This window comes from Bradyrhizobium sp. USDA 4472, from assembly GCF_054058595.1.
This window is the reverse complement of sequence record NZ_JBSSAM010000001.1, coordinates 4,538,124-4,561,874: the sequence shown is the minus strand read 5'-3', so window position 1 is coordinate 4,561,874 and position 23,751 is coordinate 4,538,124. Positions and strand designations below refer to the sequence as shown.

Below are 23,751 nucleotides of genomic sequence, written 5' to 3'. Positions count from 1 at the left end.
CGGGCCGCGACCGTGACATCAGAAGTCGGCTCACTGGGTGTTCTTTTCGCTCTGCGACATGATCTCCGGCGCCGTGAAGTTGACGCCACAGGGCGTGAACTGGTTCGGCGCGAAGAAGTTGGCGTTGAGGTCCGGCCAGTAATTGACCCCGGGCTTCAGGTCCTTGTAGGTCGCGACCGGGATCGGGATCGAGATCAGCTGCGGCATGACATTGCCTTGCAATGCGGAGATCGCCGCCTTGGTGGCGATGGCGACCAGCGCCGGGGACTGTCCGTAGGACATGCCCTTGAGCCCGTCCTTGGCGTGATCGGCGATCTGCTTGCGGTACTCGTTCTCGCCCTCACCCGACATCGGAACGAAGGGGTGCTTGGCCGCCATCATCGCCTGGACCGTGCCATCGGAGCCGCCTTGCGTGAACACGCCGTCGAAATGGCCATGAACCGCGAGCGCGTCCGCCGTCACTTTCTGGGACGTGCCGGTGTCCCAATTGCCGACCACTTCCGTGATCTTGAAGCTGTTGCCCGGCGCTTCCATGACTTCGCGGAAGCCGAGATGGCGGTCACGGTCGACCGAGTTGCCCGGCAGGCCGCGGACCTCGAGGATGTCGCCGCTCTTCTTGCCGCTCTCATCCATCAGCCACTTCGCCGACATGCGGCCCATCTCCTTCTGGTCCTCGTTGACCATCATCACCTTGTCGGTGTCGAGGACGTTGTCGAAGGGCACCACGACGACGTTGTTCTTGTCGGCGAGGCGGATGATGCGGTCGAAGCCGTCAGGCGCGACCGCGATGGTGACGATGGCGTCAAAGCCCTGATTGATGAAGTCCTCCATCGCGCCGAGTTGCGCTGCAACATCGGTGCCGGTCGAGACGACCTTGAACTCCTTGATGTTCTCCTTGATGCCCGGCTGCTCGGCAAAGGCCTTTGCGGTCTTCACCATCTGGATGCGCCAGGTGTTGCCGACGAAGCCGTTGACGAGCGCGATCTTGTAGGGACCGGGCTTCTTGTCCCACTGGAAGAACTTGGTTTGGGACGACCAGGGCTTGAAGCACGCGGGATCGGCACCCGGACCGGAAACGACCTTGGGCCCTGCGAGGGCGCTGACCGAGGACAGCAACAGGCCAACGCAAGCGAGCCCCGTCAAACGAAGCGTCCATACCATATCACTTCTCCTGAGCTTTTGTTTTCCACCCTTAACGTGGCACGATGGCCAAGCCGGGAATTGGGCTTCCCGTGCGATTTACCGCACTAGGATGGCACGCCACGTCGGATGCGCACAAGCCGGATGCGGGCCACGGGTCCTGTCCCGCCGCGAATGCGTGAAGCAGGATCATCACAATTGCGGGAGACGATATGTCGCCGCGGCGAGGCCGAAATATACGCGCGACAAGCAGATGCTCGCGTCCGGCTCGATGCAGCGCAATCGAATGATTGCGAACCAAAGGCTGGCGCAGTGCAAAAAGAATGATACTCAGGGAAAAATGCCGACGCGATCGTGGTCGGCCGCGCGTCCGAATTGCCTGGTGCGGCGCATGTTGACTTTCATGCAGGCCCTTCAAATACTCACAAAAAACAGTCGCAAACGACTGACCGGAGGGAGGGATGGGATGCCGACTTCACGCAGGCAGCTGCTGAAGGGTACGGCGGCTGCCGCCGCCACACTCAGCATCGATTGGACCCGGGCCCAGGCGCAGGCCGAGAATTTGCGCATCGGACTGATCTACGACCTCACCGGACCATTCGCCGCGGGCGGCTCGGTCGCCTCCTCGGTCGGCGCGCAGATCGCCATCGATCTCGTCAACGAGAAGGGCGGCATTGGCGGCAAGACCAAGATCGTGCCCGTTCCCGCCGACTCCCAGAGCAAGGCCGACGTCGCCATCAACGAGGCCGAGCGCCTGATCAGCCAGGAGAAGATCGACATCATCAACGGCGTCTATTCCAGCGCGCATGCCGTGCCGATGGCGGCGAAGGTCGAGCAGCAGAAGAAGATCCTCTGGATCACCACCGCCGTGTCGACCGCCGTGTTCAAGGACAAGAACCTGCAATATGTCTTTCGCGCGCAGATCCACTCCGACCAGTACGGCCAGGCGTTTGCAGGGTTTCTTTCCGAGCACGCCAAGGGCAAGCTCGGCATGGAGCCGAAGGACGTCAAGGTCGCACTGATCCATGAGGACGGCCCCTATGGAGTCGGTGTCGCCGCCGCCGACGAGGCCTATGCCAAGGAGGCCGGCATCCAGGTTGTGCTGCGCGAAGGCTATTCGGCCTCAGCGCCCGATCTTTCGGTGCTCGTGACCAAGCTCAAGCGCGCCAAGGTCGACGTGATCTCGCACGCCGGCTACAACCCGGACATCACGCTCTTCCTGCGCCAGGCGCGCGAAAGCGGGCTTCGGTTCAAGATGCTGTTCGGCGCCGGCGCCGGCTACAGCCAGCTCGACAAGCTGCGCGCGACCTTTGGTCCCGACATCGATAATTTCTGCAATATCGATCCGGTACCGGCACAGCTGCTGGATCCCTCGAAGCTTGCGCCGGGCATGGGCGAGCTGATCAAGACCATGGTGACGCGCTACCAGGCCAAGACCGGCGCGACCGACGTCCCGCCGCACTGTTCGATGGGTTTCAACCAGACCTGGGTGCTGCTGAACAACGTGCTGCCTGTCGCCAAGGAGAAGTATGGCAGCTTCGAGCCGGAAGCCATTCGCAAGGCTGCGCTTGACGTCGACATCCCGCCCGGCGGAACCATCCAGGGCTACGGTGTGAAATTCTTTCCGCCGGGGACGCCGCTCTCTGGCCAGAACGAACGCTCGACGCCGGTGGTGATGCAGAATGCCGGCGAGCACATCTCCGTGGTGTGGCCGACCAACATCCGCACGCAAGACCCGGTGTTTCCGCTGCCGAAGGGATCGACCTACGGGGCGTAGAGCACGCGGCGCGGCACTTCCCGCTCTTTCCGCCGTGGCGAAGGATGGCTTCGCGAAGCGACGCCCGGTGCGGGGTCGCTCTCCGCGCGTGGATCTCTCGTGATTTGAATTCGCGGCAACGTACCGCTCATCCGGCGCTTCGCGCCACCTTCTCCCGCAAGGGGAACGGAAAGCAGCGCCTGTCTCGCCGGCAACGTGGCGCCCCCAATCACTATCCGCCGCCCCTCCGCTATTCGCCATTGCAGACCGCGACACTTGCATCCAGGGGTCATTCTTTTCGCGCTGGAGCGGGATCTTCGACCATCTGGCAACTCACGCTCGGTGCGACAAAAAGTCTTTTTCAAACAAATGCTTCGCAGAGTGTGAACTGGATAACTAGCACCCGCTTCGTTTCGTACGTACAAGCCTATCAGCCAATCGCGCCTGGTTTTGGCACAAACGGCACACTGGCTCCGCATTTCGAAGCCGTCCAGCGCGGATCAGACATCTTCAGAAACGCGAATTCCACAGCTGGGGGTGACGATGCCCGCCATATTCGAATTACTCTACAAGGAATTTTGCCGCGCCCGCCTTTCCGAAATGCGCAAGCAGCTTTTGCTCACGGGCAAACATCCCAAACTTTTTCTGCCGGACGACGAGGCCGCCGACTCGGATGGGGTCGATCCGCAACACGAAGCCGAATTGAAGCGCACGCGGGAATAGTCACGTCGAGGCACTCCATTTTTAGGAGGCAACGTTGAATACGCCAGAAGTCTATGCTGCGTCGATTGCCTGTCTGTCTTGCTTGACCATAGCGGTGATGATGGCTGTCGGAGTCTGGTAGTGCTCGCACTTTCCTCGCCCCCTTGACGGAGAGGGTGGCTCACGCCGCAAGGGTTCGCGGCGAGTTCGAAGCAATTTGGCTTCTTCTACAACACCACGCGCCGCCCCTCTTCTGCGGCCCAATAGCCGGCATAGTTGACCTTGATGGTGTCATAGGCAAGCGCGAGATCCGACAGCGGCTGGCGGCCGGTCGCGGCGCATTCCATGAAATCCTGGATCTCCTGGAGATAGCCGCGCGTCCATTCCTCCTCGAGGCAGACATATTGCCATCCGGTCTTGCGGTCGACTTTTTCGGTGATGTAGACCGAGGCGAGCTTCTCCTCCGACGTCTGGTAGCTCATCAGATGATTGTTCGGGGTGATGTTGGCGAACAACGAGCCGCCGGACGTATAGGTCTCGATCAGGTTGCGTACCCCGCCCATGATCATATCGCCGGAGAACACGGTGGCCTTGGTGCCGTCGGAGAATGTCGCCGTCAACGTGCCCCAATCCTCGACATCAACAGGATTGGCCTTGATGTAGGTGCGCTCCTCCGGCTTGAGGATGGCCGTGACGTTGCCGACATCGCCGGTGACGCTGGCGACATGAATTTTCTCCCCTCGCGCGCGCGCCTCGACCTGCTTGAGATAGAGCACGGCAGAGAGCGGATGGCAGCCCATGCGGATCAGCGAGCCGCCGCCAGTCATCGCCCATTGCGCGGCATGCGCGGCGTGCGAGCCGGAATGGCTCTCCTCACCCTTCATGAACAGGACTTTGTCCTTCGTCGCCTTGATGATTTCAGCTGTCTTGGTGACCGCCGGCGCATAGATCCAGTCCTCGGCATACATGAACAGTTTTCCGGTACGCTCGATCGCGGCGCGCGTTGCGTTCATCTCCTCCATCAGGCGTTCATACATCAGCGCCTTCGGCACGCGCTTGCCGATCGGCTGCTTGTCGCCGTCCCGGCCGAAATAGCCGGCGAAAGGCTTTTCACAGATGACATGCTTGCCGGCCTGCATGGCCGCGACGATCATCTCGGCATGCAGATTTGGCGGCGTGCAGATGTCAACGACATCGAGTGCGCGGTCCGCAATCAGCTCCGCAAAGCTGCGGTAGACGCGCGCGATGCCGTGACGGGCGGCAAATGCAATGACGTGGTCGCCGCGCGCGGCGACCGCAGCAACCTCGACGTCCACGCCATAGACGCGCCGCAACGCATACATGTGCAGCTCCGACACGAAGCCGCAGCCGACGAGTCCGACCCTGATCCTGGCCATGGTGCCCCCTTGCTTTGGGCGGCACTATAGCGCCAAGGCAGAGCTATTGCACCGAGACGCGCACCACGCCTGCGCTCATCATGCCGAGCGCGCGGGCGGCGGGCACCGAGAGATCGACGATGCGGCCGCGGATGAAGGGACCGCGATCATTGACGCGGCATTGAATCGTCCGCCCGCTGTAGGAAACCCTGAGAATGCTGCCGAATGGACGCGTCCTATGCGCACAGGTCAGCTCGCCGTTTTTCGCGGCTTTGCCGTATCCATAATATGAGGCAAGTCCGCTTTCAGCGTGGGCGACGGAAAATGCAGAAAGCGAGAAACTGGTCAGACAAAACAATAAGCTCGGATGCGCTCGCACGGCACCGCTCCCGGTTGGCCTTGCCCGGCGCAGCAACGTCCTCCGGTTCCAGATGGTTCCGGGAACCCCGCCGGGCATTGCCCGGCGGGTCCATCACACATTGTTACTGCTTGTGAAAAACCAGCGTCCGCACCTCGATGCTCTCGCGCGGCGCAGCATCCCGGGGCGTGGTCGGATCGACGAAGGCCGTGTGCGGCCCAAAGCGCGTGCGGCCGTCCGTTGCGGAATCATAGCATTTCAGCAGCAGCGCTTCGTCGGCCGTCATCTCGGGGAAATAGAACCAGCGGTGGTTGGGATTGTATTTCACCGAATAAGTCTCGCCGCGGCGATTGGGATAGATCAAGTCGGAGGCGACGAGATCCTCGGGCGCAACAGTCGTGCCGTCGGCTACCGCGAGCGGTGAGTCCCGCAATGGGCCGCGGATCGGCCGCCACAAATTGATCACCTGGACGCGGCCCTTGAGCAACTCATCGGCCTCCTCAGGCAGATGCTCGCGCACGCGATTGGCGCCGGACACGATGGTCTGATCGACATGGACCCGGGTTGCCGGCTGACGCGGGCCGCCATCGCGAATATCAGGAGCGCCCTCGACGCGCTTGCGCACGGTATGATCGAAGATGACAACGCGATCGGCCTTCAGGGTCGCGCGCAGGAATGCCTCGACGGCGGGATAGTAGACCGCGCGGATTTCCTCGTCGTTGTAAAAGTCCTTGACGTGGGTCGGATGGCGCACCAGCGCAAAACCTTCGCGATCGAGCGAGAAGCTCCCGGCGATCAAGCGCGCATCGAAGATGGGCACCAGATGCGGCTCCGGAAGAGATGTGCTCTTGGGCTCGCCCGGCGGCGGATCGAAAGCGTAGGTGCGCGGCTTTCCCGAGACTGGCGCGAGGTAGTTGAGTTCAGCGGTGACGAAGGGAAGCGATTCGATTTTTGTTTCTTGCAGGCCCATGGCCGGTCTCCCGATGTGGTCGTCTGAAGGATTTTTGACGGGATGGAGCAGGCCGCAAGGGAGGCGGTGCAAATAGCAATGCGGGTGTCGTGGCGAGCCGGAAATGCAGAAGGAACGTTTCGCGGGAGGCAGGTGCGCGTTGATCACCTTCTCCCCTTGCGGGAAAAGGCGGGGAAACGCGCACTCAGCCCTGACCGTGTTTCCGTCGCTCTAGCGCTCACCAATAATGGCGGTAGTACGGTCGGTAATAGGGCCGGTAGTAGCCATAGCGATAACCGTAATACGGACGGTAAGGCCGATAATATCCGGGATAGGCCGGCCCGTAACCGTAACCGTAATAGGCCGGCGCATAACCATAGCCATAGCCGGGGTACCCGTAACCGCCATAGTAGCCGTAAGGCGCGCCGGCGATGGCGCTGCCGATGAGCGCGCCGGCCGCGAAGCCGCCAAAGCCCCATCCGAAGCCACGACCACGCCAATAGACCTGCGTGACGTCATCGCCGACCGTGGCCTTCATGGTCGCGACATTGGTCGGCAGCGGCGCCGCCGCCGCCTGCCCGATTTGGCCTGCCAAGACCGCGGCGGTCAGCGAGCAGGCAATTGTCGTCTTCCAGTTACTCATCGTCTCACTCCCTGTCTGACGTTTCGTTCGGAAGGGATCGCAAGCCATGATCTGGCATCTTTGCGCCAGATCAAAGCGCGAAATCAAAGTCTCGAATTCGCGTGCAGCGCACAAGGCGCTGGCGTGCCCTGGAAATGGGCCAGAAGGGGTACGCACCCCGGCAAAGCGTTAAGCTTCCCATGCGTTCGCAACCAACAAGCACCTTCCCGATTACCTATTCGTACCGTTACTATCGGTTCCGATGGCGCGCGGCCGGAAGGCACTTCGCGAAGGCCTTGGTTTGCGCCAGAATTTGGCTTGCGCCTGACGAGTGGGAGGATGACATGAGTGCCGCCGGAAATGAGCCGCTTGCCCGCCAGGCCTTGGCGTTTGTCCTTGCGGGCGGACGTGGCAGTCGGCTGCTGGAGTTGACCGACCGGCGCGCCAAGCCCGCGGTCTATTTCGGCGGCAAGTCCCGCATCATCGATTTCGCGCTGTCGAACGCCGTGAACTCGGGCATCCGCCGCATCGCGGTCGCCACCCAGTACAAGGCGCACAGCCTGATCCGGCATCTCCAGATGGGCTGGAACTTCTTCCGCCCCGAGCGCAACGAGAGCTTCGACATCCTGCCGGCAAGCCAGCGCGTCTCGGAGAGCATGTGGTATGTCGGCACGGCGGATGCGATCTACCAGAACATCGACATCATCGAATCGCACAATGCCCGCTTCATCGTCGTGCTCGCCGGCGACCACATCTACAAGATGGACTACGAGGTGATGTTGCGGCAGCACGTCGACAGTGGCGCCGACGTCACGGTGGGCTGTCTCGAAATGCCGCGTGAGGAATCCTCCGGCTTCGGCATCATGCATATCGATGAGAACGGCTGGATCCAGCAGTTCCTCGAGAAGCCCAAGGATCCGCCGCCGATGCCGGGCAAGCCGGACGTCTCGCTCGCCAGCATGGGCATCTACGTCTTCAACACCAAATTCCTGTTCGACGAGCTCAAGCGCGACGCCGAGGACCCGAACTCGAACCACGATTTCGGCAAGGACATCATCCCGTACATCGTCAAGAACGGCCGCGCCATCGCGCATCAGTTCTCGACCTCGTGCGTGCGTTCGGGCAGCGATCCCCGCGCCTACTGGCGCGATGCCGGCACGGTGGATGCCTATTGGGCCGCCAATATCGACCTCACCGACGTGGTGCCGGAGCTCGATCTGTTCGACCGGGCCTGGCCGATCTGGTCCTATGCGGAGATCACGCCGCCGGCCAAGTTCGTCCACGACGAGGAGAGCCGGCGCGGCCAGGCCGTGAGCTCGCTGGTCTCGGGCGGCTGCATCATTTCCGGCGCGTCGCTGCGCCGTTCGCTGCTGTTTACCGGGGTGCGCATCAATTCCTATGCCAATGTCGAGAACGCCGTGATCATGCCCTACGTCAATGTCGGCCGCGGCGCGCGGCTGAAGAACGTCGTGATCGACCGCGGCGTGGAGATTCCGGAGGGGCTCGTCATCGGCGAGGACCCGGAATTCGACGCCAAACGTTTCCGCACCACCGAACAGGGCATCTCGCTCGTCACCCAGCCGATGATCGACAGGCTCAATACATGATGCCTGTTCGCGTCCTCTCGGTCGCTTCTGAAGTCTATCCCATCATCAAGACCGGCGGCCTCGCTGACGTCGCCGGCGCGCTGCCGATTGCGCTGAAGGCGCACGGCGTCGAGATGCGGACCTTGATGCCGGGCTATCCTGACGTGATGCGGCTGCTGTCGGGCGCGGATGAGATCCGCAGCTGGCCGGATTATTTCGGCGGCCCGGGCCGGCTGCTCGCAGGCTCGCGTGACGGGCTCGATCTGTTCGTGCTCGACGTGCCGCATCTCTATGCACGGCCCGGCAATCCCTACGTCACTTCCGAGGGCGTGGACTGGCCTGACAACGGCGTGCGTTTCGCGGCGCTGTCGCGCGTCGCGGCCGATATCGGCCACGGGCTCGTCGCCAGCTTCCTCCCTGATGTCGTTCACGCCCATGACTGGCAGGCCGGACTTGCGCCGGCCTATCTGCACTACGACGGTGGGCGGCGGCCCGGCACGGTGATGACCATCCACAACATGGCCTATCAGGGCAAGTTCGACCGCACTCTGGCCAATGCGGTCGGCCTGCCCTGGAACGCCTCGTTCGACGTCCACGGCCTCGAATATTTCGGCGGCATCAGTTTTTTGAAGGCCGGCTTGCAACTCGCCGATCGCATCACCACGGTGTCGCCGACCTACGCGCGTGAAATCCAGAGCGATGAAGGCGGCATGGGGCTCGGCGGCCTGCTGCGTGAACGCGCAAGCGTGCTCAGCGGCATCCTCAACGGCATCGACATCGAGGTCTGGAATCCGCAGACCGATCCACATATCGCCTATCGCTTCGGCGCACAGGACCTCACGTTCCGCGCCGCGAACAAGGCGGTGCTTCAGCAACAATTCAATCTCGATTCCTCCGACGAAGCGCCGCTGCTCGGGGTCATCAGCCGGCTATCCTGGCAAAAAGGGCTCGACCTCATGCTCGAGGCGATCCCGACAATCCTCGAGCAGGGCATGCAACTTGCGCTGCTCGGCAGCGGCGACCGCGATCTTCAGGACCGCTTTCAGGCCGCAGCACGCGCCAATCCCGGGCGCATCGGGGTCCTGATCGGCTATGACGAGATTCTCGCCCATCTGATCCAGGCCGGCTCCGACGCGCTGCTCGTGCCCTCGCGGTTCGAGCCATGTGGGCTCACCCAGCTCTGCGCGCTGCGCTACGCTGCCGTGCCCATCGTCTCGCACGTGGGAGGCCTCGCGGATACGATCGTCGATATCGGCGAAGCGGGGCGTGGCGCCACCGGTTTCAAATTCGGCCCCGTCACGGCCGATGCCCTCGCCGGCACGCTGCGCAAGGCAAAGGCTGCCTTCCACGACAAGGCGACCTGGCGACGGCTGCAATTGAACGGCCTTGCGACCGACGTCTCCTGGCGCAATCGCGCCGGCGAGTACGCCGCGCTCTATCGCAGCCTTGCGGCGTCCCGCGGCGCGTGAGGCCTTCTTCGCCTCCCCCTCATGCGGCAGAGGCAATCGCGTATGGTTTCTTTGTCTGCGGGTTTGCTCTCCCTCTCCCGCAAGCGGGAGAGATCTCATCCAAACTTGTACGACGCCATCGCGACGTTCGCGACCTCGTCGACGAAGACGCGCTTGCCGACGTCGTCGCCGGCGGCACCTGCCGCAACCATCAGCGGCAACAGGTGATCCTCGCGCGGATGGGCAAGACGCGCACTCGGCGCCTTCTCCCAGTCGACCAGCATGGCATTGCGACGCGCCGCATCCGGATTGCCGATCGCCTCGTTCAGATAGGCCTCGAAATCGTAGGAAACCGGCTTTGACTCGGCGCGGCCAAAACCGCGCATGTTGTGATAGGTGAGCCCGCTACCGACGATCAGGATGCCCTCGTCCCGGAGCGAGGCGATCGCCTGCCCGACCTTGATGTGCTCGGCCGCGTCATAGCTCGACTTCAGCGACAGCAGCACGATCGGCATGTCGGCGTTCGGGTACATCAGGCCGAGCGGCACGAAGGTGCCGTGATCAAAGCCCTGATCGGGATCTTCCCGGCAATCGAGGCCCGCATGCTTGAGCAGCGCCCTCACCTCTGCAGCGAGTTCGGGCTGGCCCGGCGCGGGATATTTGATGTGGTAGGTATGCTCGGGGAAACCGTAATAGTCGTACACCATCGGCGGATGCGCCGAGGTCGACACCGTAAAGGCCTCGGCCTCCCAATGACCGGTGATGACGAGCACCGCCTTCGGCCTTGCGGGCAGAAGCTGCGGCAGCCGGCCGAACTCCGCGGCGGTCTTGGCATATTGCACCCGCCTGTCCTCCATGAACGGCCAGGGGCCACCGCCGTGGGACAGGAAGAGGGTCGGAAATCGCGTCATTTGTGGCGGCTCGTCTCAACGACATCATGCGCGTGTATCTGCCCGCGCGCTCGGCGGCGAGCATAGGCAAACCGGTATGGTTAGCAAGTCGTTAACGATTTGCCGCCCACAATCCAGCCGTGGCCGAAGGAACGGGCCAGAAGACAAGCGAGACGGTTGAGATGAGGAAGTTTGCGCTGGGGGATGTCGTCAACAGTGACAAGGGCCGCCGCGGCGTCGTTCGCGCCGCCTACCGATCAAAGGAAGGCCAGCAGTTCTACGCCGTCGAGAAGGACGGCGCGATGGACTATCTGGAAGAAGACCGGCTAACGCCGGCGCCGCGCGTCGAGCTCGCGGCCTAAGCCCAACTCATTTCTCGCTCTCACGCGCAAGCCGGTCCAGACGCTCCGCAGACGGGTCGTCGCCGCTGGCGATACGGTCATTCGCAATCAGCAGCAGATGGTCACCGTCCGCAGCGGCATCCCAGTGCGGCAGCTCCGCGCCGTTGGGATCGCCGCTCCGGGCGAAATTGATCCAGTAGGCCCGGATGCGGCTTGCGACCTCGCGATCACGCCGCGAGAAAATGCCGGCGCCCGGGACCCCCTCCGCGCCGAAGATGAATTGCAGCTCGCGCCCGTGGCCTTCGTCTGGATTGCTGCGCCGGGCTTCCGGCACATAGGCAAAGCGATAGCGGAAGGTCGGCGCGCCCGTCGCGGCATGCAGCCGGGCGAGCCGTCGCGCCGGTTCGGCAAAAACCTTGTCGGTGTAGAAGCTCGCCGCCACCTCTGACGGTTTCGCAGCGTTCGGATAGAGCTCGCGCAGCGCGTCCGGGCTCCCGCCCGACGATGACAACGCCTCCTTGACCTCGAGCTCGCTGTCGAAGCGGGTCTCGTCGTCATTCGAGCCGACGATCAGGGGAATGCGGCTCTCATGTCCTGACGCAAATCCGGCGGCGATGTCTTCCGTCACCAGGTTTCCATCCATTGCCGGCGCAAAACTGCGCGGCGCTTTCTCCAGCAGGCGCTGTTCGGCAGCAAGCAGGCGCGCCGGCGCGGCTGCACGCAAATCCGCGGCCGGCCCGAGCGCGGCGACAAGCTGCCGGCCCACGGCCTCGGCCTGCTGCGACGACGGCAGGAGCGCGCGGCCGGGCACCGATTGCAGAATGGCTTTCTGGAACAGATCGCGTGATTGGGTGCACAGCATCAGCAGCGCGATCGATGTCGCGCCGGCGCCGTTGCCGAACAGCGTGACGTTGTTCGCATCGCCGCCGAAGGCCGCGATGTTGTCGTGCACCCAACGCAACGCCGCGATCTGGTCCATCAGGCCAAAATTGCCGGAGCCGCCGTCCGACAGCGCGGGATGGGTGAGCCAGCCGAAGGCGCCGAGACGATAGTTCACGGTCACCACGATGAGGCCGGCCTGTGCAATCCTCGAGCCGTCGAACAACGGATCGTTGGCGGTGCCCAAAACGAAGCCGCCGCCGTGGACGAACACCATCACCGGCAGCGGCCCGTCGATGCCGAAGGGGCGAAACACGTTCAGCGTGAGGCAATCCTCACGCGCCGCGGGCATCGACGGCTGCAGACATGGCGCGCCATAATCGTAGGCCGTGCTCATCTCCGAACTCTCCGGCAAACTCTGCGGCGGACGCCAGCGCAGGTGACCGACCGGCGGGGCTGCATAGGCGAGGCCCTTGAAGGAGGCCACCTCGCCGGCGACGGCCCCGAGCATCTGGCCTTCGCGCGTCAACGCAAATGGAAATTGTCCAACCGGTTGGGCCCTGGCCGCGCCGGTGCAGAGCAATGCAAGGACCGCAATGAGCGCAAGCAGGAATCGCATCTTCCGGGAATCTCGATGCGCGAAAATGTTCCCCTGCAGGTTACGTCCGCGGCCCGGAGCGAGGCAAGCGCTGCGACCCGCCTCTAGTGGCCCTTGGCAATGATCTCCGCGAGCGCACGTCGCGCGATGATGCCGAGCTCGCCCAGCGTTGAATGGCCGGACCGAGCCGCCTCGATCAGGCGTTCGGCGATGAACCTGCGGCTGTCGTGATCGCCGCCATGCGGCAATTGACGGCACGTCTCCTCCAGGACGACGTCCATGTTGGCTTTGGTTCGTTCACTCAGCTCTGTCATGACGATCTGGGGTATGCGTGGCTTGTAGCCGCAAGCATACACAGACGGATCGTCCATGATTAGCCCGGGCAATCACGGCCATTGTGCGTCGCGATGCGTGCATCGAACCAACCGTTCGCGCCGCCACGATGACGCCGCAAACGGCTACCGGGGATTGCATCTGTTCTGATGACAAGCCGAACCTGCAGGGCTAGCCTGCCGGCAAAACAAGATAGACGGGAGGAACACCATGCCTGACGCAATGGTCGCCGCGCGTGACTCCAACACGGCTGACGGAACCGTCAAACAGGTCGACGTTGCGGTGGTCGGAGCCGGATTTGCCGGGCTCTATCTTCTCCATCGCCTTCGCAAGGCGGGCTTTTCGGCCGTCGGTCTCGACGAAGCCGGCGATGTGGGGGGCACCTGGTACTGGAACCGCTATCCCGGCGCGCGCTGCGACATCCAGACCATCGATTACGGCTACACGTTCGATCCGGAACTCGACAGTCTCTGGACCTGGTCGGAGAAATACGCGACGCAGCCGGAAATCCTGCGCTATCTCGGCTTCGTTGCCGACCGCTACGATCTGCGCCGCGACATCCGCTTCAAGACCAAGGTCACCGAAGCCAGATGGGACGAGCATGCCGAGCGCTGGCAGCTGACCACCAACAACGGCGCGCCGGTCTCCTGCCGCCATTACATCATGGCCACCGGCTGCCTCTCCGCGCCAAAGCCGCCGGAAATCGACGGCGTCAAGGATTTCAAGGGCGAAATCTATTTCACCGGACGCTGGCCGCATGACGGCGTCGATCTCGCGGGAAAGCGCGTCGCCGTGATCGGCACGGGCTCATCAGGCATCCAGTCGATTCCGCTGATTGCCGAGCAGGCCGCGCATCTCACCGTGTTCCAGCGCACGCCGAATTTCGCGCTACCCGCGCATAACGGCCCCTCGCCGGCCGATCGCAGGGATCTGTTCCAGAGCGACCGCGCGGCCTATCGCGAGCAGGCGCGGCAGTCGATGGCCGGTGTGCCCTATCCGCAGCAAACCGTCGTGAGCTGGCAGCTCAGCGATGCCGAGCGTCGCGAGCGCTTCGAACGCGCCTGGGCGGCCGGCGACCTCGTCCACATCCTGAGCCAGCTCTGGGCCGATCAGGCCGTCGATGTCGACGGCAACAAGATCGTCCAGGACCTGATCCGCGAAAAGATCTCGGCGGCCGTGAACGACCCGGAGACGGCGGCGGCGCTGATGCCGCACGATCATCCGTTCGGCGCCAAGCGGCCCTGCCTCGAGACCAATTATTACGCGACCTTCAACCGGCCTGATGTCACGCTGGTCAATCTGCGCCAGGAGCCGATCAAGGCGATCACGGCAAGCGGCATCTCGACGAGCGGCCGCAGCTTCGATGTCGACATCATCGTGTTCGCGACCGGATTCGACGCCATGACCGGCGCGATCCGGGCCGTGCATCCGATCACGGGGCGCGGCGGCAAGTCGCTGACGGATGTCTGGGCACAGGGGCCGCAGAGCTATCTCGGGCTCACCGTCGAAGGCTTTCCGAACTTCTTCATGATCACCGGGCCCGGCAGCCCGTCGGTGCTGTCGAACATGGCAGTCTCGATCGAGCAGCATGTCGAGTGGGTCGTCGATCGCCTCGCCGCGCTTCGCGATGCGGGTTTCACCACGATCGAGCCGACCGAGACGGCGCAGGCCGGCTGGAACAGGCACATGGCGGACTGCGCGATGCTGACGCTGCACCGGCTCGCCAACACTTGGTACACGGGCGCCAACGTGCCCGGCAAGGTGCAGGGCCTGATGCCCTATACCGGCGGCGTCGGGCCCTATCGCAGCATCTGCGACGAAGTCACGAGGCGCGGCATGCTCGGCTTCAGGCTGTCGGGCCCCAACGTCGCCGCGCAATGCAATGACGGCGAGGTGGTGCGGCTTCAGCCTGACGTCCGCCTGGTGCTGAACCTGCTGACCTCGCTGAACCTGCCGCCGATCGAGTCGATGGGCGCGATCGGCGCCCGCGCCTTCGTCAATGAGTTCAACAAGGGCCGGCCGGCGGGACGGCCGATCGGCGACATCGTCGACGGCACTTTACCCGGCGCCGACGGCCCGCTGCCTTATCGCCTCTACAAGCCGGCGACGCCGGGCCCGCATCAAATCGTGGTCTATTTCCACGGCGGCGGCTGGGTGCTCGGCGACGAGCAGTCGGACGAGCCGTTCTGCCGCGACATGGTGCGGCGGACGGGCATGGCCTTCGTCAGCGTCGGCTATCGCCATGCACCGGAGCATCGCTTCCCCGCAGCGGCCGAGGACGGCTATGCGGCGACGCGCTGGATATCGGAGCATCTGGCCGAGCTCGGCGGCATCTCGGGCCCGGTACTGGTTGCGGGATGGAGCGCCGGCGGCAACATCGCCGCCGTCACCTGCCAGCTCGCGCGCGACCGCGGCGGCCCCAACATAGCAGGCCAGCTGCTGGTATGCCCGGTCACCGACTGCAGCTTCGACCGGCCCTCCTATAACGAGAATGCGACCGGCTACTTCCTGACGCGGTCGCTGATGTACTGGTTCTGGGACCTCTACTGCTCGCCTGCCGACCGCACCGATCCGCGCGTCTCGCCGCTGCGCGGCAACGTCGCCGGCCTGCCGCCGGCTTTCGTCGTCACCTGCGAATTCGATCCGTTGCGCGACGAGGGCATCGCCTATGCCGAGGCGATGGCGGCCGCCGGCGTACCGGTCGAGCAGCTCAAAGCGCACGGCCATTTCCACTCGTCCTTTCCAATGGTCGACGTGGTGATCACTGGCGTCCAGGGCCGGGTGCAGATGGCTGGAGCCTTGCGGCGCTTCGCCGGGCTTCCGCCGGAGGCCAAAAGCGGCGACGAGACCAGCCAAAGCCAAGTGGACCCGGCACGCAGGATCGCAGCGGCTGCGAGTTAGGCGGCCGACGGGAACCTTTGCCCTGACGTCGCGTTGTTGCGGCGTGGCATTGAGATGCAGCAATGGTGTGGGCCCCGGCATGCAGGCATTGCATGCTGGGGTTGTTTTTGCGTGAGGCGGGGACGATGGGGGATGCATCTGATACGAATTCAAAGGTCGATTTCGGCGCGCGGGCAGTGCTGCAGAAATGGCCCTCACTCGGCAATCAGCGCCGGCCGGACCGCACGCCCTATCAGGTGAGCGAAGGCACGCTCGACGCCTGCATCTCGGCTTTCATGCAGAAGCCTGCGCCATCCAGGCATCTCTATGAGATCCGCACGGCGGCGCAGCCACCGCTGGTCACGGACATTCTCTCGCCCGAGCACGTCATCGAGCTGTCGCGGCTGCGGGACTATCTCTGACCATAGGCGAACACCGCCGCACACCACCGACAATGGTCTCATGCGCCCGCCGTCATCCGGCCAGGAACCTTCTTCCGGTTTTTCCCGTTAACCGCATCGGAAGCCAAGAAACCAGGCCAAGACGTGAGTATCTCCGATGCTTGAAGCTGGCGTGCCATCCGCGGTCGTGCCCTACGGCGCAGACCAGACCATCTTCGTGGTGATCGATCGCCTCGACAAGACCACTGAAATCGGCGTCGAACGAAACGATCTCGATGCAGCGATCAGCGAGCTCGTCGCCGGCTGCTTCAACGATCCCGTCAAGGTGATCTCGTTCAACACGCTCGAGCACTGGATGAAGGACATCTCGACCGACGTCGCCGACGAGATCCAGGCGCGGTGCGATATCGATGGCGTGACGCTGCCGGATTATCTCAGTGATTTCGTCGAGAGCCACAGCTGAGCTCTTCGCGATACCCGCCTCAAATCGCAGGCAACAAAAAAGCGCCGCTTCCGCGGCGCTTTTCGTGTGTCGATATCACAATCCTAGTGGTGCCAGAATATTGCCAGCAGCAGGATGATCGGCAGCGGTACGCCAAGCAACCAGAGCAAAGCACCTCGTCCAAAGCCCATGATTTCCTCCTCCATGGTCATGCAGACATGACGTCGGAGACGGGAGGAAGTTCCGCGGCCCGCGGTGAGGACGAATGCGTGCAGAGCATGGATCGCGGGAGTTATAGCGTCAGCCGCGCCGCCGGCCGGCGATGACCTCGATCTCGCGGCGGCGGTCGCCGGCGAAGGTCAGGAGCTTTTCGATCGTCAGCGCATCCGTGATCCGTTTGGCAAGTCGCTCGGCGCGCGCAGCCTGATCTTCGAGATACTGGATCGTGTTCAAGCGCCGTCTCCCCCCAAAGCCCCGAATTGCCGGACATCCATCGTGCGGGAGAGCGACTAACAGCCGGTTAAGCAAGGTCCGGATCATGCTCTATTGCACCACGTCGAGCCGGACATTGGCGAGGCCCTTGTCGACCATGCCGAGCGCCTCGGCCGCGGACGGCGAGATGTCGACCACGCGTCCACGGACAAACGGCCCGCGATCGTTGACCCTGACGGTGACGAAGCGGCCCGAGGAGACATCGGTGACGCGCAGCCTGGTGCCGAACGGCAGCGTCGGATGAGCCGCGGTCATCTCGTTCTTGTCGAACCTCTCGCCGCTTGCGGTCTCGGTATCCGAATAGAAACTGGCGAGACCGTGCGAAGCGGTGGACTTGGCGTCCGCGGTCTCATCGTGGACACGCAGCCGGCTGACCGGGTGCGGATGCAGCGCTGCGAGACGGTGCGGATGCTCGATCGCCGCCTGTCTGCTGGTCGTGGCAAGGTCGGCCTTCTGGCGACCAACCGGTGATTGCGCGCATGCGGCGAGCGATGCGGCACCCACGATGCCGAGCAGCAAGCGGGGCGACATTGCCAGCGAAGTCAGGGTCGTTTCGGCACGTGCAAAGCGAGACATATTGCGCCCTCCGAACACGCCCAAGTTTCGGCGGGCAATGAGGGCAGAACCTTGTCTGAAGAAAAGCAGGCCTGAGGCCAGGGGCCGTTTCGCGCCAGCTGTGACGAATTCACCACAGTCACATGTCCCGTTTAGACACAGAAGCGCGCAAGATCAGCCCGCATTGCATCTCCCGATGCATTCCGACCTCTTCCCGCTGAAGCTTGGGGAGAGGTTAAGGAGGTACTCTCGCTCGCTCCCTCTCCCCGTTCTCACGGGGAGAGGGAGGGATGAGGGGCCACCTCCGCAGGCTCGACTTGAATTGTGAGCCTCAGTATTTCGGCTCGTACATCTGCGACTGGACCAGGCCCTTCACGTCGTTGGGCGGGGGTCCGTCGGCAAGCCCGCGCTGAAAGGCGACGTCCGCGACGGCAACCGCAATGCGGGCCGAGACCTCGCGGATGCGCGGCAGCGCCGGATAGAGGCTGCCTTGATCCAGATCCTCCTTGCCGACGCAATTCGCAAGCGTATGGGCGGCCGCCATGAACATCTCGTCGGTCACGAGCCGCGAGCGGCTGGCGATAACGCCGAGGCCGACGCCGGGGAAGATGTAGGAGTTGTTGCCCTGGCGCGGCACGAAGGTGCGGCCATTGAGCTTGACCGAATCATAGGGACTGCCGCAGGCAAACAGCGCACGCCCTTCCGTGTAGCGGTAGGCATCCTCCGCCGAGCACTCCGCCTTCGAGGTCGGATTCGACAGTGCGAACACGATCGGCTGCGCGTTGAGCTCGGCCATCGCCTTCAGCACATCAGGGGTGAACGCGCCGCCGACCGCAGCGACGCCGATGATCGCCGTCGGCTTGAGCGTCTTGATCGCGGTGAGGAAGTCGGCGATCGGCGCCTGGTCGGTATGGGCATAGCGGAGCTTGTGGCCGGAGAGGCCGGCGCGGCCGCTGACGACGAGGCCGCGGGAATCCACCAGCCAGTTGCGCCGCAGCGCCTCCGCTTCGGTTGCGCCCTCCGCCATCATGGCGGAGACGACCAGATCGGCAATGCCGGTCGCCGCCTCGCCCGCCCCGAGGAACAGGATACGCTGATCCCGGAGCTTGCCGCCGCTCACCTTCAGCGCCGAGAACAGGCCGGCGAGCGCGACTGCCGCGGTGCCCTGGATGTCGTCATTGAAGACGCAGGCTTCGTCCCGGTATTTGTGCAGCAGCTTGAACGCGGAATGATTGGCGAAATCCTCGAACTGGATCAGCACGCCCGGAAAGGTTTTTTGCGCGGCTGTCATGAACTCGTCGACGAAGCTGTCATAGGCTTCGCCGGTGAGCCGCCGCTCGCGCAGGCCGAGATAATAGGGATCGTTGAGAAGCTCTTCGTTGTTGGTGCCGACGTCGAGCACGACAGGCAGGCATTGCTCGGGATGCACGCCTGCGCAGGCCGAATAGAGCGACAGCTTTCCGACCGGAATGCCCATGCCGTTGGCGCCGAGATCGCCGAGGCCGAGGATGCGCTCGCCGTCGGTGACGACGATCAGCTTGGCTGGATAGGGCCAGTTCTTCAGAATCTCGGCAATCTGGCCGCGATCGCGCGAGGAGATGAACATCCCGCGCGGCCGCTGGAAGATCAGGCCGTATTTCTGGCAGGCAAGCCCGACCGTCGGCGTGTAGATGATCGGCTGGATCTCGTCGATGTTGTCGACGACCACGCGGAAGAACAGCGATTCGTTGCGGTCATGCAGCGCATTCAGCGCGACGTATTTTTCCAGATCGGTCGGCAGCGTGCGCAGATTGGTCAGCACCCGCTCCGCCTGCGTCTCCATCGTCAGCACGCACGGCGGCAGCAGGCCGCGCAGACCGAGCGCGGTGCGCTCCGCCTCGGTGAAGGCCGTGCCCTTGTTGAGCAAGGGATCGCGCAGCAGCGCCATGCCTTGCATGGCTTCGGATGATGTCGGTTGGGCGCTGACCCGATCAGGTCTATTCACGAAATCCCCCAGGGAGTTTCTTATTGAAGGGGGATCATTGTCGGCCAGTGCTCAAGCGAGATCAAGGACCGTCCGAGCCTTGCATCGATTGTGATCTCGCACCGCAGCGAGATTTTCGCTGATAATCCCGGTTGCGCACGACGCAAAGGTTACCGCGAGCGAGTTCGAAGCCTCGTCGAACGTGATGTCGATCTGGTCTGCCACGAGATCGATCATGGCGGGGCCGCCGCCGCGAAAGCGCGAAGGCAAGCCGGAAACTATCCCGCGGCCCGCCGCGGCGTCAGGTTCGTGGCCATTTCGGCGGGCGACCCGACGTGCATCAGAATGGTCTGGGTGGCCGAAGCCACCTCGATGCCGTTCTGCTGGAAACGCTGCTTCATGCGGCGGTTGAACTCGCGCTGGACGGGCCAGCGCCCGGCCTCGGTGCAGCGGATCTGTCCGACGATCGACACCATCGCGCCGTCGACCTTGTCGATGCCCCAGAGCTCGAGATCGCCGCGGATCAGCGGGCGGAAGTCCGGCTCGCGGCGCATCTCCTCGACGATGTCCTTGAGGATCTGGCCGGCGCGATCGGTGTCCTCCTTGTAGGCGACATTGACGCTGACCGAGGCATTGCCGGCGCCACGGCTGGCGTTGGTGATGGTCGTCACCGCGCTGAACGGCACGATGTGCACGGCGCCATCGCCGGCGCGCAAGCGAATGGTACGGATCGAAACGTTCTCGACCACCCCCGATAGCCCCGACACGCTGACGGTGTCGCCGACCTGGACCGTGTTCTCCAGCAGCAGGAACAGGCCGGTGATGAGATCCTGCACCAGCTTCTGCGAGCCGAAACCGATGGCAATGCCGACGATGCCGGCGCCTGCGAGCAGCGGCGCGACATTGACGCCGATTTCGCTCAGCGCCGTCAGGCCGACGACGGTGGCGATCAGGCACAACAGCGCCGTGCGCAACATCGGCTGGAAGGTGCGCAGACGCGCCGCACGAGCATAATGTCCATCGCGCGACAGCGTATTGATCTGCCGGTCCAGCAGCGCATTGCTGGCCTCCCAGATCGCCGCCGCGATGGCGACGGCGATGCCGATCGTCGCCACCGCCGAAATCAGCCGGCTACCGATCTGGCCGCCATAGAACCAGACGATGGCATCGACGCCCCAGACTTCGAGCACGGCAACCAAGCCGATGAAGGCGATCACGCCGGAGACGATCTTGCGCAACAGCGGCAGATAGCGGTTGGCGCGGATCTCCAGCCCCGGAAACCGCTGGAGTATCTCAGGCTGGATGCGAAAGCCGCGGTCGATCAGGCTCAGCGTCACCACGGTGGCGACTCGCGTGATCAGCACCACCGCGACGGTGCCGACGAAATATTGCAGCAGCAGCGAATAGCCATTGCGGATGTTCAGCGCCCAGACCGCCCACAGCGCCAGGTCGAGCGCAATGGCGAGATAATGCCAGCCGCCGGCGATGCGATTGCGCAGCCGCGCCGCGATCCCCTGCCGGTCCGCCGGCGCACGGATGGCGTCGGCGACCTGGCGGCGGCATTGCAGGATGATGACCACGATGAACAGATGAACGACCAGCATCACCATGCGGATGAGCGCGGCGTAGCCGGCGCGATGCAGGCCGAGCAGCAGCGCCACATTGGCAAAGGCGATGCCCGATACCGCGACGCCGACGATGCGGCGCGCCCAGATCTCGATATAGGCCGCGGTTTCGGCGCGCGCCGGAAACAGACCGAACGGCCCAGCCAGCGCGCGGACGAGACAGATGAGCCCGCGCGAAAACGCGTAGGCGTTGACGACGGCGAGGATCACAAGGCGCACGGTGGCGGGCTCGCCGATCTCCGTTCCGAGCAGTGCGGTCGCAAGGCTCACGAAAACGACCACCGGGAGCAATTCGAGCACCAATCGTCCCACCACGAAGGGCAGCCGCAGCAACACCTGCCAGACACGCGCGAGACTGTGCCGGCGCCTGTGCAGATCGGGCGCCGGAGTGACATCTGCGACCGACGACGGCGGATCGGCAATGGGCAGCGCCTGCGCCGGCAGGCGCGCGGTCTGCGGCACGCGCGCTTCGAGGAAGGCGACCGGACGCCGGATCAGGCGGACACCGACCCATTCGGCCGCAAGCGCGCCACTGAACACCAGCGCCAGCTTCCAGGCGATTTCGATCAGGAGATTATAGGCATCAGGATCATTGGCAGTCCGCACAATCCAGTAATAGAAAGCCCAGAAATGCGTGAGCGTCCGCGCCATATCGGCGACATCGCGCGAGATCTCGCCGATCTCTTCGGACACCGTGAGCAGAAGCTGCGCGCCGAGACCGTCGGCCGACAGCGGGATCGGTGATTTCGACTCCGGCGCCGCTGCCTGCTGCTGGCCCGATGCATTGGCGATCGCGCGCAGCGTATCGATCATTTGCGCGCGCTTCTTGTCGTCCTGGAGCGTGTCCAGCGCCCGCCTGGCCTCGTCGGGCGACAGCGCAGGCGCGCCGCTGGCGACCGGAGCAGGCGGCTCTGCGCGGCTTGGAGACAGCGATGTGATGGAGAGAAAGAAGGCGACGAAAAGCGCCGAGGCAAGCTTCTGCGACACGCGGATTCCCCAAAGTGAATGAAACGCGCCGGCGGAATCGTGACCGCGCGAAGCACTGCGTCATGTCGGAACGGCGCTATTCGCCTCCGTCGTGTGTCGGAAGTAGGTCAAGGAGACGACAATGTCTTGGCATTTGCTGCATTGCAGGAAGCTTGAAACGCACAGCGCCGGGCAGGTAGGGGCTTTGCCTTACTGATGCAGCCCACTAAACCTGTACCCGGCGTGCCGTTCGCGGTTTACGCCGCTATGCGATAGTCCGAACGAGCTCCATCGCACTTAACGCGGCTGGATTTGCGGAGGTGGCGTCATAGACCTCCCCTTGCTCATGGTGTGGACTTTACGCGTCGCTTGCTTGCGACCGCCGACATGCTCCTCCCGTGACATAAAACTGTCAAGCGGGATTGGGGGCGGTCAGGATCACATTTGCGGGCCTGTTCCGCGATCGGAGCGGTCGAGCGAAGGGAGCGGAATAAATCCCTCTTCGCAGCGTTTGTGTGAGAGACATATCCGCCGCATTGCCCATCCCTTTTCGGAAAGCCGCAGATGAAATCATTATCTTGCATCGCCTTGCTCGCAGCCCTCGTCAGCGGCTACGCGTTCGCGCAGACCGCGCCGCAGACTTCCACAACGAAAGTCGACGGCACCGACAACGTCTACATCTTCCGCTACGGCGGTCATCAGTCGATGTTCGTGGTGACACCAAAGGGCGTGATCGCAACCGATCCGATCTCCTATTTGCGTCCGGCAAAGCCCTATATCGATGCGATCAAGGCCGTCACCGACAAGCCGATCAAATACGTCATCTACAGCCACCACCATTACGATCACATTGCCGGCGGCCAGCCGTTCAAGGACCTTGGCGCAACCTTCATCGCGCATCGCCGCACCAGAGAGCGGCTGCTCGAGCTCAAGAAGCAGAACGCGCTGCTGGCAGACATCGTGATGCCTGACCAGGTGGTCGACGATAAGAAGACCCTCACGCTCGGCGGCACCACGCTGGAGCTCGACTATGTCGGCCGCAACCATTCCGACAATTCGCTGGTGATGCGGCTGCCGAAGGAGAAACTCGTCTTCGTGGTCGACTTCGCGCCGATCGAATCCGTCCAGTTCCGCAACATTCCCGACAATGCCTCGCCGCTGGAATACATCGCCTCGCTGAAGAAATTGGCGTCGCTCGACTGGGAGCGCATGATCCCCGGCCATCCCAATGCCGGCGGCCGGCTCGGCACCAAGAAGGATGTCGAGGACGACATCGCCTACATGGAGGATCTCTCAGCCGAGGTGAAGAAAGCGGCCGATGCCGGCAAATGCATCGACACCGCGATGAAGGAGGTGAAGCTGCCGAAATACGAGAAGTGGGCGAACTACGAGGCGAGCCTGCCCGCCAATGTCGAGCGCTTCTGCTATTGGTGGGGCCGGGGGTATTGA

22 protein-coding genes are annotated in these 23,751 nt (G+C 63.6%); 9 read left to right on the top strand and 13 right to left on the bottom strand.

Translation table 11 applies throughout. The features are described 5' to 3' along the window. Window positions 1–30: 30 nt before the first annotated feature. Window positions 31–1,161 carry a sugar ABC transporter substrate-binding protein gene (locus ACVWZ4_RS21175; RefSeq protein ID WP_456698923.1) on the bottom strand — a complete coding sequence of 377 codons (1,131 nt, stop codon included), beginning with the start codon at window positions 1,159–1,161 and terminating at the stop codon, window positions 31–33. 445 nt (window positions 1,162–1,606) lie between these two features. On the opposite strand from ACVWZ4_RS21175, the gene ACVWZ4_RS21170 reads away from it, so the two are divergent. Continuing rightward, complete coding sequence (locus ACVWZ4_RS21170) at window positions 1,607–2,917, top strand: ABC transporter substrate-binding protein (protein ID WP_456741101.1); 1,311 nt, start codon at window positions 1,607–1,609, stop codon at window positions 2,915–2,917. 522 nt (window positions 2,918–3,439) lie between these two features. Beyond that, on the top strand, window positions 3,440–3,619 hold the full coding sequence (locus ACVWZ4_RS21165; RefSeq protein ID WP_456741100.1) for a hypothetical protein: 180 nt from the start codon (window positions 3,440–3,442) through the stop codon (window positions 3,617–3,619). Window positions 3,620–3,825: 206 nt separating this feature from the next. Here ACVWZ4_RS21165 and ACVWZ4_RS21160 read toward each other — a convergent pair whose 3' ends face one another. The 4 genes from ACVWZ4_RS21160 to ACVWZ4_RS21145 form a co-directional block, all read right to left on the bottom strand. Next, a complete protein-coding gene (locus ACVWZ4_RS21160; protein ID WP_456741099.1) occupies window positions 3,826–4,995 on the bottom strand; it encodes a Gfo/Idh/MocA family protein in 1,170 nt (389 codons plus the stop codon). Between the two features lie 43 nt (window positions 4,996–5,038). Then, on the bottom strand, window positions 5,039–5,353 hold the full coding sequence (locus ACVWZ4_RS21155) for a septal ring lytic transglycosylase RlpA family protein (RefSeq protein WP_456705049.1): 315 nt from the start codon (window positions 5,351–5,353) through the stop codon (window positions 5,039–5,041). A gap of 103 nt (window positions 5,354–5,456) precedes the next feature. Continuing rightward, window positions 5,457–6,302, bottom strand: coding sequence for a CmcJ/NvfI family oxidoreductase (locus ACVWZ4_RS21150; protein WP_456741098.1), 846 nt, complete (start codon window positions 6,300–6,302; stop codon window positions 5,457–5,459). A 217-nt stretch (window positions 6,303–6,519) separates the two neighbouring features. Then, window positions 6,520–6,924, bottom strand: coding sequence for a hypothetical protein (locus ACVWZ4_RS21145; RefSeq protein WP_456741097.1), 405 nt, complete (start codon window positions 6,922–6,924; stop codon window positions 6,520–6,522). A gap of 323 nt (window positions 6,925–7,247) precedes the next feature. Between ACVWZ4_RS21145 and glgC the strand changes: the two genes are divergently transcribed. Together glgC and glgA are read left to right on the top strand one after the other, a co-directional pair. Beyond that, complete coding sequence (gene glgC, locus ACVWZ4_RS21140) at window positions 7,248–8,510, top strand: glucose-1-phosphate adenylyltransferase (RefSeq protein ID WP_456735957.1); 1,263 nt, start codon at window positions 7,248–7,250, stop codon at window positions 8,508–8,510. Continuing rightward, window positions 8,507–9,958 (top strand): glycogen synthase GlgA, encoded by a 1,452-nt coding sequence (gene glgA, locus ACVWZ4_RS21135; protein ID WP_456741096.1) that lies wholly within the window; start codon window positions 8,507–8,509, stop codon window positions 9,956–9,958. Before glgC ends, glgA begins: the two co-directional genes overlap by 4 nt. 95 nt (window positions 9,959–10,053) lie before the next feature. Here the strand turns inward: glgA and ACVWZ4_RS21130 are convergent, their stop codons facing one another. Beyond that, window positions 10,054–10,848 (bottom strand): DODA-type extradiol aromatic ring-opening family dioxygenase, encoded by a 795-nt coding sequence (locus ACVWZ4_RS21130; protein ID WP_456741095.1) that lies wholly within the window; start codon window positions 10,846–10,848, stop codon window positions 10,054–10,056. 161 nt (window positions 10,849–11,009) lie between these two features. Here ACVWZ4_RS21130 and ACVWZ4_RS21125 point away from each other — a divergent pair, with 161 nt between their 5' ends. Next, a complete protein-coding gene (locus ACVWZ4_RS21125) occupies window positions 11,010–11,189 on the top strand; it encodes a hypothetical protein (RefSeq protein WP_456698931.1) in 180 nt (59 codons plus the stop codon). Between the two features lie 7 nt (window positions 11,190–11,196). Here the strand turns inward: ACVWZ4_RS21125 and ACVWZ4_RS21120 are convergent, their stop codons facing one another. Both ACVWZ4_RS21120 and ACVWZ4_RS21115 read right to left on the bottom strand, forming a co-directional pair. Then, the gene (locus tag ACVWZ4_RS21120) at window positions 11,197–12,666 is read right to left on the bottom strand and encodes a carboxylesterase/lipase family protein (protein WP_456741094.1); all 1,470 of its coding nucleotides are present in this window, start codon (window positions 12,664–12,666) and stop codon (window positions 11,197–11,199) included. 83 nt (window positions 12,667–12,749) lie between these two features. Further along, window positions 12,750–12,959 carry a hypothetical protein gene (locus tag ACVWZ4_RS21115; RefSeq protein ID WP_456698933.1) on the bottom strand — a complete coding sequence of 70 codons (210 nt, stop codon included), beginning with the start codon at window positions 12,957–12,959 and terminating at the stop codon, window positions 12,750–12,752. Window positions 12,960–13,188: 229 nt separating this feature from the next. On the opposite strand from ACVWZ4_RS21115, the gene ACVWZ4_RS21110 reads away from it, so the two are divergent. The 3 genes from ACVWZ4_RS21110 to ACVWZ4_RS21100 all read left to right on the top strand — a co-directional run bounded on the left by ACVWZ4_RS21110 (window position 13,189) and on the right by ACVWZ4_RS21100 (window position 16,722). Next, window positions 13,189–15,879: a flavin-containing monooxygenase gene (locus tag ACVWZ4_RS21110; RefSeq protein WP_456790322.1), complete on the top strand. Its 2,691-nt coding sequence runs from the start codon at window positions 13,189–13,191 to the stop codon at window positions 15,877–15,879. A 92-nt stretch (window positions 15,880–15,971) separates the two neighbouring features. Continuing rightward, window positions 15,972–16,280, top strand: a complete 309-nt coding sequence (locus ACVWZ4_RS21105; RefSeq protein ID WP_456698935.1) for a hypothetical protein — start codon at window positions 15,972–15,974, stop codon at window positions 16,278–16,280. Between the two features lie 136 nt (window positions 16,281–16,416). Further along, entirely contained in the window at window positions 16,417–16,722 is a 306-nt protein-coding gene (locus ACVWZ4_RS21100) for a hypothetical protein (protein WP_456741092.1), read from the top strand. Window positions 16,723–17,001: 279 nt separating this feature from the next. On the opposite strand, the gene ACVWZ4_RS21095 is transcribed toward ACVWZ4_RS21100, so the two are convergent. From ACVWZ4_RS21095 to ACVWZ4_RS21075, 5 genes are all read right to left on the bottom strand, one after another. Further along, complete coding sequence (locus tag ACVWZ4_RS21095) at window positions 17,002–17,154, bottom strand: hypothetical protein (protein WP_456698937.1); 153 nt, start codon at window positions 17,152–17,154, stop codon at window positions 17,002–17,004. Window positions 17,155–17,244: 90 nt separating this feature from the next. Beyond that, entirely contained in the window at window positions 17,245–17,769 is a 525-nt protein-coding gene (locus ACVWZ4_RS21090) for a septal ring lytic transglycosylase RlpA family protein (RefSeq protein WP_456698938.1), read from the bottom strand. Between the two features lie 310 nt (window positions 17,770–18,079). Beyond that, window positions 18,080–19,732, bottom strand: a complete 1,653-nt coding sequence (locus ACVWZ4_RS21085; RefSeq protein WP_456790321.1) for an NAD-dependent malic enzyme — start codon at window positions 19,730–19,732, stop codon at window positions 18,080–18,082. A 51-nt stretch (window positions 19,733–19,783) separates the two neighbouring features. Next, the gene (locus ACVWZ4_RS21080) at window positions 19,784–19,948 is read right to left on the bottom strand and encodes a hypothetical protein (RefSeq protein ID WP_456742323.1); all 165 of its coding nucleotides are present in this window, start codon (window positions 19,946–19,948) and stop codon (window positions 19,784–19,786) included. A 41-nt stretch (window positions 19,949–19,989) separates the two neighbouring features. Then, the gene (locus ACVWZ4_RS21075; RefSeq protein WP_456763339.1) at window positions 19,990–22,323 is read right to left on the bottom strand and encodes a mechanosensitive ion channel domain-containing protein; all 2,334 of its coding nucleotides are present in this window, start codon (window positions 22,321–22,323) and stop codon (window positions 19,990–19,992) included. A 543-nt stretch (window positions 22,324–22,866) separates the two neighbouring features. On the opposite strand from ACVWZ4_RS21075, the gene ACVWZ4_RS21070 reads away from it, so the two are divergent. Further along, window positions 22,867–23,751, top strand: a complete 885-nt coding sequence (locus ACVWZ4_RS21070; RefSeq protein WP_456741089.1) for an MBL fold metallo-hydrolase — start codon at window positions 22,867–22,869, stop codon at window positions 23,749–23,751.

Coding starts and splice junctions, on each gene's coding strand:
- ACVWZ4_RS21160 (WP_456741099.1), bottom strand. CDS start 4,995: ATGGCCAGGATCAGGGTCGGACTCGTCGGCTGCGGCTTCGTGTCGGAG.
- ACVWZ4_RS21175 (WP_456698923.1), bottom strand. CDS start 1,161: ATGGTATGGACGCTTCGTTTGACGGGGCTCGCTTGCGTTGGCCTGTTG.
- ACVWZ4_RS21120 (WP_456741094.1), bottom strand. CDS start 12,666: ATGCGATTCCTGCTTGCGCTCATTGCGGTCCTTGCATTGCTCTGCACC.
- ACVWZ4_RS21130 (WP_456741095.1), bottom strand. CDS start 10,848: ATGACGCGATTTCCGACCCTCTTCCTGTCCCACGGCGGTGGCCCCTGG.
- ACVWZ4_RS21165 (WP_456741100.1), top strand. CDS start 3,440: ATGCCCGCCATATTCGAATTACTCTACAAGGAATTTTGCCGCGCCCGC.
- ACVWZ4_RS21080 (WP_456742323.1), bottom strand. CDS start 19,948: ATGATCGATCTCGTGGCAGACCAGATCGACATCACGTTCGACGAGGCT.
- glgA (WP_456741096.1), top strand. CDS start 8,507: ATGATGCCTGTTCGCGTCCTCTCGGTCGCTTCTGAAGTCTATCCCATC.
- ACVWZ4_RS21125 (WP_456698931.1), top strand. CDS start 11,010: ATGAGGAAGTTTGCGCTGGGGGATGTCGTCAACAGTGACAAGGGCCGC.
- ACVWZ4_RS21110 (WP_456790322.1), top strand. CDS start 13,189: ATGCCTGACGCAATGGTCGCCGCGCGTGACTCCAACACGGCTGACGGA.
- ACVWZ4_RS21105 (WP_456698935.1), top strand. CDS start 15,972: ATGCTGGGGTTGTTTTTGCGTGAGGCGGGGACGATGGGGGATGCATCT.
- ACVWZ4_RS21170 (WP_456741101.1), top strand. CDS start 1,607: ATGCCGACTTCACGCAGGCAGCTGCTGAAGGGTACGGCGGCTGCCGCC.
- ACVWZ4_RS21150 (WP_456741098.1), bottom strand. CDS start 6,302: ATGGGCCTGCAAGAAACAAAAATCGAATCGCTTCCCTTCGTCACCGCT.
- ACVWZ4_RS21090 (WP_456698938.1), bottom strand. CDS start 17,769: ATGTCTCGCTTTGCACGTGCCGAAACGACCCTGACTTCGCTGGCAATG.
- ACVWZ4_RS21070 (WP_456741089.1), top strand. CDS start 22,867: ATGAAATCATTATCTTGCATCGCCTTGCTCGCAGCCCTCGTCAGCGGC.
- glgC (WP_456735957.1), top strand. CDS start 7,248: ATGAGTGCCGCCGGAAATGAGCCGCTTGCCCGCCAGGCCTTGGCGTTT.
- ACVWZ4_RS21100 (WP_456741092.1), top strand. CDS start 16,417: ATGCTTGAAGCTGGCGTGCCATCCGCGGTCGTGCCCTACGGCGCAGAC.
- ACVWZ4_RS21115 (WP_456698933.1), bottom strand. CDS start 12,959: ATGACAGAGCTGAGTGAACGAACCAAAGCCAACATGGACGTCGTCCTG.
- ACVWZ4_RS21145 (WP_456741097.1), bottom strand. CDS start 6,924: ATGAGTAACTGGAAGACGACAATTGCCTGCTCGCTGACCGCCGCGGTC.